The sequence below is a fragment of the Psychroflexus montanilacus genome, from assembly GCF_020164535.1.
Taxonomy (GTDB): Bacteria; Bacteroidota; Bacteroidia; order Flavobacteriales; family Flavobacteriaceae; genus Psychroflexus; species Psychroflexus montanilacus.
This window is the reverse complement of the sequence record NZ_JAIQZC010000001.1, coordinates 508797-520724: the sequence shown is the minus strand read 5'-3', so window position 1 is coordinate 520724 and position 11928 is coordinate 508797. Positions and strand designations below refer to the sequence as shown.

The 11928-nt window shown below is 36.3% G+C and carries 11 protein-coding genes; 4 read left to right on the top strand and 7 right to left on the bottom strand.

Annotated features, from left to right (window positions below):
• Positions 1-27: 27 nt before the first annotated feature.
• The 5 genes from LB454_RS02460 to LB454_RS02440 all read right to left on the bottom strand — a co-directional run bounded on the left by LB454_RS02460 (position 28) and on the right by LB454_RS02440 (position 5302).
• Positions 28-690 carry a P-loop NTPase family protein gene (locus LB454_RS02460; RefSeq protein WP_224462758.1) on the bottom strand — a complete coding sequence of 221 codons (663 nt, stop codon included), beginning with the start codon at positions 688-690 and terminating at the stop codon, positions 28-30.
• A complete protein-coding gene (locus tag LB454_RS02455; RefSeq protein WP_224462755.1) occupies positions 674-1426 on the bottom strand; it encodes a hypothetical protein in 753 nt (250 codons plus the stop codon). Before LB454_RS02455 ends, LB454_RS02460 begins: the two co-directional genes overlap by 17 nt.
• A gap of 4 nt (positions 1427-1430) precedes the next feature.
• Positions 1431-1715 carry a helix-turn-helix domain-containing protein gene (locus tag LB454_RS02450; RefSeq protein WP_019038335.1) on the bottom strand — a complete coding sequence of 95 codons (285 nt, stop codon included), beginning with the start codon at positions 1713-1715 and terminating at the stop codon, positions 1431-1433.
• Positions 1716-1967: 252 nt separating this feature from the next.
• A complete protein-coding gene (locus LB454_RS02445) occupies positions 1968-2801 on the bottom strand; it encodes an RteC domain-containing protein (protein WP_224462753.1) in 834 nt (277 codons plus the stop codon).
• 92 nt (positions 2802-2893) lie between these two features.
• Complete coding sequence (locus LB454_RS02440; RefSeq protein WP_224462751.1) at positions 2894-5302, bottom strand: aminotransferase class I/II-fold pyridoxal phosphate-dependent enzyme; 2409 nt, start codon at positions 5300-5302, stop codon at positions 2894-2896.
• Between the two features lie 212 nt (positions 5303-5514).
• On the opposite strand from LB454_RS02440, the gene LB454_RS02435 reads away from it, so the two are divergent.
• The 4 genes from LB454_RS02435 (at position 5515) to LB454_RS02420 (ending at position 7713) form a co-directional block, all read left to right on the top strand.
• On the top strand, positions 5515-5883 hold the full coding sequence (locus tag LB454_RS02435; protein WP_019038338.1) for a DUF7793 family protein: 369 nt from the start codon (positions 5515-5517) through the stop codon (positions 5881-5883).
• Between the two features lie 22 nt (positions 5884-5905).
• Positions 5906-6820, top strand: coding sequence for a helix-turn-helix domain-containing protein (locus LB454_RS02430; protein ID WP_224462749.1), 915 nt, complete (start codon positions 5906-5908; stop codon positions 6818-6820).
• Positions 6821-6912: 92 nt separating this feature from the next.
• Positions 6913-7350: a MauE/DoxX family redox-associated membrane protein gene (locus LB454_RS02425; RefSeq protein WP_224462747.1), complete on the top strand. Its 438-nt coding sequence runs from the start codon at positions 6913-6915 to the stop codon at positions 7348-7350.
• Between the two features lie 75 nt (positions 7351-7425).
• On the top strand, positions 7426-7713 hold the full coding sequence (locus tag LB454_RS02420; RefSeq protein WP_224462745.1) for a DUF6520 family protein: 288 nt from the start codon (positions 7426-7428) through the stop codon (positions 7711-7713).
• A gap of 41 nt (positions 7714-7754) precedes the next feature.
• Here the strand turns inward: LB454_RS02420 and LB454_RS02415 are convergent, their stop codons facing one another.
• Positions 7755-10532: a M16 family metallopeptidase gene (locus LB454_RS02415; RefSeq protein ID WP_224462743.1), complete on the bottom strand. Its 2778-nt coding sequence runs from the start codon at positions 10530-10532 to the stop codon at positions 7755-7757.
• Positions 10519-11928: a RagB/SusD family nutrient uptake outer membrane protein gene (locus LB454_RS02410; RefSeq protein WP_224462741.1), complete on the bottom strand. Its 1410-nt coding sequence runs from the start codon at positions 11926-11928 to the stop codon at positions 10519-10521. The genes LB454_RS02415 and LB454_RS02410 overlap by 14 nt, the downstream gene beginning before the upstream one ends.

Sequence of the window (11928 nt, the reverse complement as noted above, 5' to 3'; positions counted from 1 at the left end):
GTTTATTAAGAGCTTTACAATAATTAATCATTTCCTTTTATCCCTGGCTTCTTGATCAAAAGCAATTAAATTGAACAGCTCTCGCATTCGGCTTCGTACTCGATTACCATAACGGTCTTCAAGTTCTTCTGCATTAAGATTAGTTGTGGCGTGTGTTTTAATCTTTTTTCTGGATTTTAAATACAAATCGTAGCGCGACAGAAGGACTTCACCCATAACGTTTAAATCTTTTCCATAAAACCTACCCGAGGGTTCTACGCCTAAGTCATCAAAACAATACAGCTTAGAATTACCGAAGTCCTCCACAGTTTTAAAGCCTAAATGATTAAATCCAAATGTGACATTACGACAAGGGATGACTTCATAAGGGCGTTGCAATGGAACAATGTACCGTACTAATTTCATCAAACTGGTTTTACCACAGCCTACTGGACCCGATAACAGTATCCCTTTAGTTGGATCAATGCCGTATTTATCACAATTGGTTTTATCACGGATAAAGTAATTACAGAGTTTGATAAGAATAGCCTCGTCGTCTTTGTAAATTTTAAATTTCTCACCGAAGAGGAGTTTGCCTTTTGCGTTCAAGTAGATGAGAATTTTATCAAAATCATAGCGAACATGTTTCCCGTCAAATTCGCCCAGAGAATATTCTTTATCTCCTTCCATTATTTTAGAGGGGTTGTCCATAATTTTTGTGTTTAGTAGTCCGTAAGTTGTCCTCAATTTGGGACGCTTGCTTTTTGTTTGTTTCGTTTTTTTCTGCAAGTAATTCGGTTCTATCCATCCAATTAATCGCTAGGCCATGCCAGTCTCTAATGGGTTCCCCGTCACTGGTCTTCCAATGCTTAGCTTCATAATGGTTGAAGAATTTTTTTGCTTCATCGATTTCAAATCCATTTTTTTTAAAAAAAAGAAAAACAGCCTGCCTGCCTTTTGGCTGTTTATTAATATTTACTTGTTTGTTATTGTTTATATTAGATACCAATGCTTGTCCACTGATGGGACGGTGTGGGTCCACTACTTGTCCAGTAGTGGGACACTGGTGTCCCAGTCGTGGTTCATTTTTGGGACTGTAGTGTTCCGCAAGTAGTTCTAGTTTGGGATCGTAGTGTCCCATATCTGTACCACTATTAGTATCAAGAACAGACATCTTAATCTTACTGCCTTTGAAAGGATTATTCGAGGGAAAATACCAGAGGTAACTCCAGGCATCTAAATCGGTCACACATCTGTGATAGGTTGATTTTGAACCTAATTTGGCTAGTCTCATGATTTCATGTCTACTGACGTAAAATTCATTTGCAAAACGACAGCTGTTCCACTCCTGAAACAAGGCCATGTATAAACTGATATGGGAAGGATTTAGGCGATCGTCAGAGTGGAATTTTTCAAAAGCTGCATTGAGAAGCTTTATGTAATTCATAGCCTTAAGAATTAAAGTCGTGATGAACTCGATTGGCTTCCATAACGCTTTGAATTTCTGTGGCATCATAGTAAATAATTCCTCCTACTTTGGTATAGGGTAATGTCCCATTAATCCTCAAATTTTGTAAGGTTCCCGGACTTATCTGTAATAAATCCATCACTTCTGAAGATTTCAGGTATTTTTTTAATTGTCCCTTACTTTGTTTTGTAAGAAGGATCTTGAGTTCTTCAAGTAGTTCTGTTTTAAAATCTCGAAGATCGTCTGAGGTGATAATTGATGTTGGCATGATAAAACAAATTTTATGGCTAACACATTCTAATTGATAGTGTCTAGCCTGGTTTAACTTTTGTTCTATAAAATTGATGCTTTTTAACTGGCATCTTTCACCACATCACACGTAGTACGTTAGAATTTAACTTTTCATTGAATTTGATGGAGAATACTAATGTTTGTTGAGTTTGAATGGATCTGGGCTGATAAGATCTAGTTGGGGTTTGAAGAGTAACTGTTTTTCGTAGTTACGATATACTACGGTAACTTATTTTTCATCGTCTTGCCGCATTTTGGCTTCTAAATCACTAGCAATTTGGTATAAATATTTAGTCCTGGGATCTTTTCTGGCCTTCATTTCACTGTAGGTTTTATAGTAGTTATCAAGTTTGATATTAAAGAAATCTTCAAAAGCTGAAACGATGGTTTTTAGGTCAACTGTTCCGTGGTTAATATCGCCTTGTTGATAAAGTCCGTAGATGATTTCTACCAACGATACTTTAGAGCCAGACCAGACCAGTAATTTAGGTTGGCGCTCACGAAAGTTACTACTGCTGCCAGGCTGAATCCGTTCTAATTTTTCTCTGATGTAATGAATAAAACGATACAAGGCTTGGATCTTAGCCCATAACATGTCGTGACTTGTTGAAAATTCTGGATTTTGATAGTAATTAATGCTTGGGCTAAACGAGAAGTCTCGTTTTCCTTCCCGGCTGAAAAATTCATGATCTAAATAATTATGGTTTTGCTCCATATAGTTGACGAAGCTGTTATTGGCCGAAAAAAACTTGTTGATTTTTTTGATCTCCTTTTTTAAAAACCGGACTTTGAATGAATTTCCAGCTTTAGGGAGTGATAATTCACAAGACCTGACCTCAGTGAAATAGATCAGATAACTCATAGGGAAAGGCTTGATATTTCTAAAAAAATCAATTTCAGAAGTAGCATCCTCAAAATCTTCTTTATCAACTTGTTTTTGAAGAGCCGATAAGGTCTTTATACATAAGTTGATGCCGTCATCAGCTTTCTTTAAATCAGGTTTATCTGACTTAATGATAGTTTCGATCTTCTCTCCAAATGTCGACATAGCCTTCTCAAACATGAGATTCGTTTTAAATGAAAACAAATAATACCGTTGCTGCGCTTTTTTCAATAGGGTGTTTTAATTGGGCACTATTAAAATCTGTATTTATTCTAATCTTTCCTTAACCAGTCTAAGGCTTCCAGTGCAAAATTGTCACGGGCTTGTATATAAGCACATTTCTCAATAACTTCTGCACCTACTTTACGCTTTTCAAATCCAGCAGTTAATCCAAAATCAATTCTGGACTGGTCTAAGTCTTTGGCCCTGAGTATGGTTTGGAATAATAACTGCCTGTACACATTGTAGGTTCTTGCATAATTATAATCCATGCCTACTATGGCTGGCGCATAGATAGCATTTGAATTTTTGTAGCAGAACATAACTCCTGCTAATGTTCGCTCAGTGTCTTTTAAATACAATGAGATAAATTCCCATTGAGGGGATGAATTCATATGGTCAAATAAAGCATAAGGATAACTAAAGGTGTTTAATCCAATGTTATTAGCTTTTACAGCTTGGTAAAGTTGAAAGCTTTTGTCCAATTCAGTTTTTGATAGCTTCTGATGGATCTGGAGTTCAACTAGATCACTATAAGCTTCGATATCATCTCGAAAATGCTTTCGTGATCGCTTGCTAAGGGTATCCACATATTCCTCTTGGCTGTTCCAATTAAAATTAACGTACACAGCAGACTCTGGCATTGCCACGTGAACAAACCCCTTTTTTTGCAAAAAGGTTTTGACCGACTCATTTTTGGTTGGGAAGTCTCTGAGGATGACATATTGAGCATTTAGGCGCTTTTCTAATTTTTCTAAATGGTCTAAGAATAAATTGAAGGCCTCTTTCCAGTAAGTAGAATCTTGACGTAGATACAGATGATCTCCTTCGGTGATCATTGAGCCTAAGCAAAGACAGGTACTTGTATGGTAGTACGGCTTGTCTTTTCTGATTTTTTCGAGTGCCAAGGATACCGATGGAGGCGCGAGCATATCTTCTTTCCAAAGTCCAAAGGAGACGAAGGTGGCTAACACGCATTTTTGGTTCTCATCTTTGACCACATAATAATAAAATTGATTGTTGTGCTCTCGATACTTTTGATCGCTCATGATCTTCTCTAAATCTCTTAACCCATTCCAATCGTAAAAGCCATTTTTTCCGACTGTACTGTTCCATAATTTAGGTTCGATTTCAGTTATAGACGAGAAGCTTTGTAAGTTGAGCTTTGAAGATTGAACCTTAGATCGGTAAGTAGGTTTTGTCCTTTTTCCAAAGGCAAAATGTACGCGTTCTAAGGTGGTGCCTGTCTCTTTTAAGGCTTTAGGAAACTCTTCAGACAAAGCATCCACTAGACCTTTGATTTCCTCTTTTTGATTATGCCTGGAGATGGTAATTCGCATTCCCGTATTCTTAACCGGAACCGCAGGAAAAAAGCCGATATTGACATAGAAGCCTAATCTCATAAGTCTGTTCATTAGATTAAACCCTGTTTCTGGCATACCTGCTCCAATATAAAAGACGGGGGAATCATTATCGACGATTAAAGGCAAGTCTGTTTGGCTAAGACACTGATTGAAATACGAAATGCGTTCTGCAAGTTCATCTTGCAGCGCATAGATCTCATCGCTAAGATGGATTTTTGCAGAGGCTATTGCAGCCCCTACCGATCCAGGTTCCAGTTGAACGGAGAAGGTGAGGGGGCCACCAAAATTTTTGACGCGTTGTTGCAAGTTTTTATCCTTACAAACCATGACAGCTCCACTGGCTCCAAAGGTTTTACTCATAGTGCCAAATAAAATCACCCGATCAGGTAATTTTTCTAAGATACTCATCACATAGCCGCTACCGTGTTTTCCCTTCCAGCTCATGCCATGCACATCATCAAAATAGATATGGAGTTGAGGGTATTTATCACAAAGCATCATTAATTCTTCGATTGGAGCATAGTCCCCATACATAGAATACATGCCATCGGCCATATACCAAATCTTATGACATTTGGATTGAAGTTTTTTTAATTTATCCTCAAGCATATCCAAGTTGTTATGCCGGATCATTTCAACGGGTACTGAGCGCAATTTTAAAGGCGCAACTGCACTTTGCACACTCCAATGGACCTGGTGATCCAGGATGACCCCATCGCCGTCGTTTACAACTGACGGTATGACCCCGAAATGTCCAAGCGTACTGTTTTTTGTTATGACTACCGGGTGACCGTATATATCAGTCATCAAAGACTCCAGTTCTGCATACAAGGGATGCGATATATAAGACTTAGAGAGAGGGAATTCTGTTCCATAATTTTGTATAGCCTCTATGGCACCTTGCTTTAATCGTTGATCTTGTTCAAGCCCTAAATAACCTGTTGTCCCAAAGTGGAACAGTTTTTTGCCTTTGATTTGTACTTGACGACCATTCATTTGCTTTCCTTCTGCGTAGAGATGTATAGCTCCCGATTCTTTTGCATTGGTCATTACCGATACCACTGTATCGAGTAAATTGTTGTGTTTAATTTTTGCCATCTTTTAAAGAATTATAAAGATGAAACTATAAAAAGATTCTGATAATCAGAAGTTTAAGAAAAAATATGCCCTCGAAGTCAAATTGTATATTTTAAAGTCAAATGCTTTCAAATGCTACCAAAATATGCGGTGTGCCACGATATCTTCATGTATATATTAAGTAATCGTTATTATTTTTTTATTTAAATTGTAGCAATAATAGGGCACATTCCATGAAAAGAGGAGAAAAGTATGCACACTTCTGGATAGAAGAGGGCATTCTGAATTTTGTTTATAAACCAAATGCTGTAATTGATCTCGAAGCAGCTAAGGCCGTTGTAAAAGCGAGAATTCGTTTTCAAAACGAAATCTCTTATCCCATACTTTGTGACATCAGACAATTAAAATCAGCAAGCAAGGCTGCTAGAGAATACTTAGCCGAAAGCGGGTGTCTCAAAGCTCTTGCCGTGGCTATTGTGATGGAGAGTGCGTATTCAGGAACATTATATAAAGCTTATGTCAATATCAGTAATCCCTCAGTACCCACTCAGGGATTTAATACTATTTCAGAAGCTTTAAATTTCTTAAATCAATTCAAATAGACTCCTTTAAACTTGTGCAGTTATGTCTACTACTGATTTCAAAACTAGAGTTCATCAAATTTTAGAGTTTATAACTGAAATCACTCTTGGCAATTATACGTATACGTTACCCCTAAGAAATCAAAAAGATGAATTAGAACAAATCGCAGTATCTCTGAATACGATGGTTGAAGAAATTGATACAGCAGTTCATCAAATTAACCATGAAAAAAGCAAAGAGGTTATAGAAAATATAGTTTTTATCCTCGATTGTAACTTTCACATTACCTCTTATTCAACAAATATCAAAGATATTCTTGGGTACTCTGATCTGGAGATTTTAAATAGGCCTGTCAAATTTTTAATCAACGGCGACTCCAACTTACCTGAAGATTTGCATGAGCTTTTAGAACATGAACTTGATAACGAACATTCATTTAGGGTCGACTTAAAACACCACAGCGACTTTTACTGGAGTGGACAAGGCCGTCTTCATAAACTGGTCTCCGAAGGAAAAATTACATACGCCTTATCAGTGTTTAAGGCGGTTTACACTAATGACAAATTAAGTTCTTCACTTCAAGACAAGTTTCGGTCATCTACATATCCTAGTGAGTACCGTAGTTTATTATTACAAGACCAACGTATCTTGGTGAGAAAACTGCATCAATATGTCATGGAACGTTTAGATAAAACCCTGCCGAAAATTTCTGTAATTGGTAGAGATATAGGTTGTAGTGTTAGTAAGATCAAGACCATTTTTAAGCGCTTTTATGGAGATACTATATATGCTTACCATAGAAAAAAGCGTTTAGAAAAAGCCCGAACTTTGATTGAAGATACAAGTACTCCATTAAATGAAATTTCAGAAGAATGTGGGTTCTTAAGTCAGGCTCATTTTTCCAGAACCTTTAAAAAAATGTACGGTATACCTCCTTCTCAAATTAGAAAGTTTTAAATCAAAAACCTATCCAGACAAATTCAAATCCTTTAAAATCAAATCAAAAGCTATTATAAGTTTGATCTTTATGCTCTCGAAATAGGGCATCAATGAAATATAAAGGCTACATATATCAATTTATCAGGTTCGCATTTATCGTGTTGATGTTTTATGCAGCTATCCATAAATTGATGGATTTTACTCAATTCTACAATGATCTTTTAAATAGTCCAGTCTTTGGAAATAAACACCTTGCTCGATTCGTTTCAGCTTTTGTTCCGATAATAGAGTTGGGGATTGCTGGGCTATTGATAAGTGCAAAGTATAAAGAATTTGCGATGTATTTAGCCTCTGGTCTCATGCTTATTTTCTCGATTTACATCATCTGGATCATGGAGTTTAGTGCGGATGTACCTTGTTCCTGTGGTGGGATTATTAATAACTTAACCTGGCAGGAGCATCTCCTTTTCAATACTGGATTTCTGCTTTTAGGAATTCTGGGAATTTACATTCAAACTAAAAAGCATAGGAAGTTTTATAAAGAATAGTATTGCGCAATACTTAGAGCGCCTAAAGCCTTAAAGTAAGGTCTAGGCATATTGTTTAATTTAATATTTAATATGATGAAAAATTCAAAATTTTTAATGCCCATGTTGGCATTCGTTATGGCCGTAGGAATGGCATTTGCTAATACAGCAAATGATCAAGCTTCAGCTTGGATCAATTTGAATGGCGTAGCCACTCAATTGAGTTCAGATCCATGTCAGCCACAAGGAAATTTTAACTGTAAAGTTATTTTTGAAGAGGATGAACAAGAGGAAATTTTCGAAGTTTATACCGATCAAAGTTTACAGACTTTAAAACGGTCACCTATAAACAATCCTTACGTTGTTCCTGGAATGCCACAGTAGGTTAAGTGAAGCCCCGAGTCGTCGGGGCTTTTTTAATTGATCTATGTTGATGGTAACGCAATAAACTTACGTTTGTTAGCATCTTTAAAAAATTCTTTAGCCGTTGCCTTAATATCTTTAGGGCTTATAGATTCTAGATAGTCTTCAAATTCCTTTTTCTGGGGTGTTAGTAAATTAAAATTATGATAGTTGTAAAGCACTTTCGTTGTTAACGATGAATTACTCTCCCAGTCGATTCCAAACTTAGTTTTTGGAACCTTGTTTTTAATTTCGTCTAACTCTTCCTGGCTTATTGTTCTTCTTTTTAATTCTCTTGTAATTTTCTTTATTTCTTTAGTGATCTCTTCAACTTGCTCTTCTAAAGTTGGAAAGTAAAGTGAAATGTCAGCCTGTTCAGACTCTTTATGGTAGTAATAGGTGACTTTCCAGAAATACAAAGCTTTGTTTTCGAAATATCTAATAGGTGATATTCTGTTACTTAAGGATTTTTCTAAAATGTAGCTTTTAAGTTGGGTTTTCCAATCTGATGCATCAACTTTTTTTAAATATTTTAAAGCTAGCATAGCATTAGCCTTGGGAATAGATGATACAGGAATAACTTTAGTTTGATGTTTTTGCGCTGAAGTATCTTTTGAATTAAACCTTTCCGGAACCGCATCTTTTTTCAAAGTTCCATCAAAGAGTTTTGTAATTAATGGAAGAAGTTGTTCTGCCTTATAATTAGTGCTTATTGCAATTGTAAAATCTTGTTGACTGCCAAAAATGAGGTCATATGTTTTATAAACATCATTCATAGACAATTTTTTGGATGCTTTGTATTGTTCTGATATTCCAAGCTCACTTCTCGATAACCCGATCCTCTGATCGACTTCAGCTTTGGTGTCAGGAAAAATCCTGCTTATGCCAGGGCTCAAATATCTTCTCCACTGGATATGTTGCCAATCTATAAAGGCTAAACTATCCTTTCTTGGTGAGTCTATGTAATCCTGAAGTAGATCAAAGAATATAGTTAGGCCATGCCCATTCAATTTTCCTTCAATACCGCTTTCGGTGTCCGTGACATAAGGAGCTATCTTTTGAATGGAATTTATAGTCATGACCTCTTTCAATTCGTACTTATTCAATTGACCAACACCGGCATTTTGAATTACTTCTGGTGCAAGCATAGCTGTATAGTAATTTTCAGAATTGAAGTGTTTAGCTCCAAAATTTTGAAACGCATGAAAATCTAAAAACTTATTTCCATGATCTTCTTTTGTTATTTCATTAATAATAACCTTTTGACCATTTGTCAATTGAAATACTCTAGATCCAAGAGGATCTTTAGGCAGTTCTTTATAAAGGGCCTTTGCATGGTCTTGATCCTTGGCAAGAAAATTCGGATCGTATTGCGTTAGCCATGCTTTTGTGTTTTCTTTCCAGTAGGCTTCATCAAAGTCAGAAGAGAAGGGTGCAAGGACTACAAAATCTTTGGTGTTCTGATCTAGTAATGTTCTTAAGGCTGTATTGAAATCCTCTATTGTAAATCCTTGCCACCACTCTAAAAGTTCTTTTTTTTCTTTTATAGTTAAAGGTTTTTTTCCTAGACTCTGATTTTTGAGAACCTTAAGCCATTCGTTGGCTGATTTAGTTTTTGAAAGATCTAAGGTTTCGAGCCCTTCATTATAGATAGAAGTCCAAGTCTCTTTTGAAATACCTTTATAGTAAAGTAAGTCTAAGTTTTTAAAGGTTCGTTCTATGGATTCCTTCTCTCTACCAAGTTTGGTGTTTATAGTTATATCTAATACGGGAAAATCAAAAGTCCAATTCACTGCTGTTTTGGTTGGTGAATTATAATATTCATCCCTTTTCAAAAGGAACATACTTATTCTATGACTTAATAGAGGCTTCAAGTAATTCCATTGATTTTCAGAAAATTTAGATTTTAAATGTTTCTCTTTTTTAAATAGATGTATATTCACTTCAGATCCAAAATCTGAACCTTTCATCTGATGATCAATGACCGTGAATTTTGGAGAACCCGTAGAGAGTGACTTTTTACAAGGTTTCTGCTGAATGGGTAAAGATTTACCTGGTGATGTAAATTTTTTCTGAATTTCAGCTCTGATTTGATCGACATCCTCTATTTCACCAACGACCACTAAAGAGCTTAATTCTGGGCGATACCATTTTTTTATAAAGTCTTTAGCGTCTGATATCTTATAATTTTGAGTATGGTTCCAAAATGAATCAGGAAATACAACTTCAGACGCGCATTCATTGAACTGACTACGAAATATATCATCTTTGGAGAGCCTATCTCCTAAATGAGCACTTGCAATTTCTTGATACATTGCTCCTTTCTCTGCTTCAAAATTTTCTTTAGTCGGGAACATTTCCCCGAATAAAGTCTTTGCTAAGAAACTAAGACCTTGATCCTGTAAAAAAGCATTGGAAGCTGGAAAATGAAAAGAGTAACCCGTCTGATCATAAAGAGTTATTCCATTGAGAGTAAAAGATTGAGATCTTATGGCTTCTTCCAACTTTTTATTTTCCTTTTTAGCTTTAGAACGAAACGCTGTAAAGGGGAGATGCTCTATAAAATGTGCAAAGTTAAATTGATCCTTTTTTTGTTGATTACTTCCAGACCGTATAACCAAGTCCATGTAGATTTTACCATTAGCCTTATCCATAGGCTTTAGATAATAGGTAAACCCATTATCTAAAGTATCTACAATAACAGTTGCATCGGCTTGACCACAACTCAGACTGAATTTTAAAGTAAAGCATAATATTACTACTAATTTCATCAATTTATTGTTGTGTTTAATAACCTTCATTTTGTTCTAGATTTGGGTTTTTCATGCGTTCGTCTTCAGGAATAGGATAGAAACTATCCGTATTGTTCCATTGTGGTTTTTTAGGACTTAAAACCTCGTTAGCTCTAGCTGTGCGCTTAAGGTCTAGCCACCGATGTCCCCATTCAGCAAAAAATTCTTTTCGTTTTTCAATGAGAATCAGATCTATTAAGTTATTTGCAGATATGCCTGGATTAGAATCAGAGACTAAAGCAACATTGGCTCTGCTTCTTATTTGGTCTACATCGTCTATGGCTCCTGAAACATTTCCTAGTCTAGCTCTTGCCTCCGCGCGAATTAAATATTGTTCTGCAAACCTCATTACAGTTGAGTATTCTGTTAGTTCTCCACCTGAATTATCAAATTGAATTTTGTACTTGAAAGGGTAATTAAAGTCTCCTGTATCATCGCTAAATAAACCTATCCAACTCATGAACCTGAGGTCATTAGCCTCCCAGATCTCCATGAAATCATCAGAAAGTTTTACGGGGCTATTAAATGCAGATATACGTACAAACAAATTGCCCTCTCGGGTATGTTGAAATGTTCCTCCCCAGCCTTCGGGAGAAATTTGCCAAAGGGCTTCAGAACTGTTTTTGAGAAATACATTATCTAAATTTTGATTCAACTCATAGAGATTTGATGACGAAATCACTTCAGAACTAAAATTTTCTGCCAGTGTCCAGTCCCCTAAGAATAAATGAACTCTAGCTAGCAAAGCTCTAACGACACTAGCATTGATATAAACCCTAGAATCTTCTGGATAGGTTTCATCAGTTAATTCGAGGGCTTCATTGAGATCGACTAGGATTTGCGCATAGGTTTCTTCTGGAGATACATTGGGGAGTTGTGCATTGATTTGATAATCTGTTCCTAAAACCAGAGGAACTCTGTTGTACAGGTTGACTAAGTAAAAGTAAGTGAAGCCCCTGATGAATTTAGCTTCACCTATAAGTCTATCCCTGATTGCATCATCGATCTGACTTGTATTTTCAGCACCTTCTATTAAAGCATTTGCCATATAAATGCTACTATAGGCTCCAGACCATAGACTTAGATTGTAATCATTTGGAGGGAATATCTCATTTTCTGAAAATTCTAAGACTTCTGGAATAGGTGTGGTCACTTCAAAATTATCTGCAGAAAGGCCTGATAGAAAGGTGACCGATCTATTTCCTCCAGCGGCGAAAGCGGTATTGAAAAGCTGACTATACAGCCCATCTAGAGCGCTTAAGGCCGACCTGTCATCGGTGAATACGGTTTCTCCTGTGATGCGATCATTAGGGACTTCTATATCCACAAAGGACTCGCAGGACGCTAATGTTAACACTAAAGCGAATACGCTTAGTGTTCTGACTATTATTTTTATACTGAACAT

What these genes read in the sequence shown, in the direction of transcription:
- LB454_RS02440 (WP_224462751.1), bottom strand. Translation starts at nt 5,302, where the DNA reads ATGGCAAAAATTAAACACAACAATTTACTCGATACAGTGGTATCGGTA.
- LB454_RS02415 (WP_224462743.1), bottom strand. Translation starts at nt 10,532, where the DNA reads ATGAAGGTTATTAAACACAACAATAAATTGATGAAATTAGTAGTAATA.
- LB454_RS02450 (WP_019038335.1), bottom strand. Translation starts at nt 1,715, where the DNA reads ATGCCAACATCAATTATCACCTCAGACGATCTTCGAGATTTTAAAACA.
- LB454_RS02430 (WP_224462749.1), top strand. Translation starts at nt 5,906, where the DNA reads ATGTCTACTACTGATTTCAAAACTAGAGTTCATCAAATTTTAGAGTTT.
- LB454_RS02425 (WP_224462747.1), top strand. Translation starts at nt 6,913, where the DNA reads ATGAAATATAAAGGCTACATATATCAATTTATCAGGTTCGCATTTATC.
- LB454_RS02420 (WP_224462745.1), top strand. Translation starts at nt 7,426, where the DNA reads ATGAAAAATTCAAAATTTTTAATGCCCATGTTGGCATTCGTTATGGCC.
- LB454_RS02435 (WP_019038338.1), top strand. Translation starts at nt 5,515, where the DNA reads ATGAAAAGAGGAGAAAAGTATGCACACTTCTGGATAGAAGAGGGCATT.
- LB454_RS02410 (WP_224462741.1), bottom strand. Translation starts at nt 11,928, where the DNA reads ATGTTCAGTATAAAAATAATAGTCAGAACACTAAGCGTATTCGCTTTA.
- LB454_RS02460 (WP_224462758.1), bottom strand. Translation starts at nt 690, where the DNA reads ATGGACAACCCCTCTAAAATAATGGAAGGAGATAAAGAATATTCTCTG.
- LB454_RS02445 (WP_224462753.1), bottom strand. Translation starts at nt 2,801, where the DNA reads ATGTTTGAGAAGGCTATGTCGACATTTGGAGAGAAGATCGAAACTATC.
- LB454_RS02455 (WP_224462755.1), bottom strand. Translation starts at nt 1,426, where the DNA reads ATGAATTACATAAAGCTTCTCAATGCAGCTTTTGAAAAATTCCACTCT.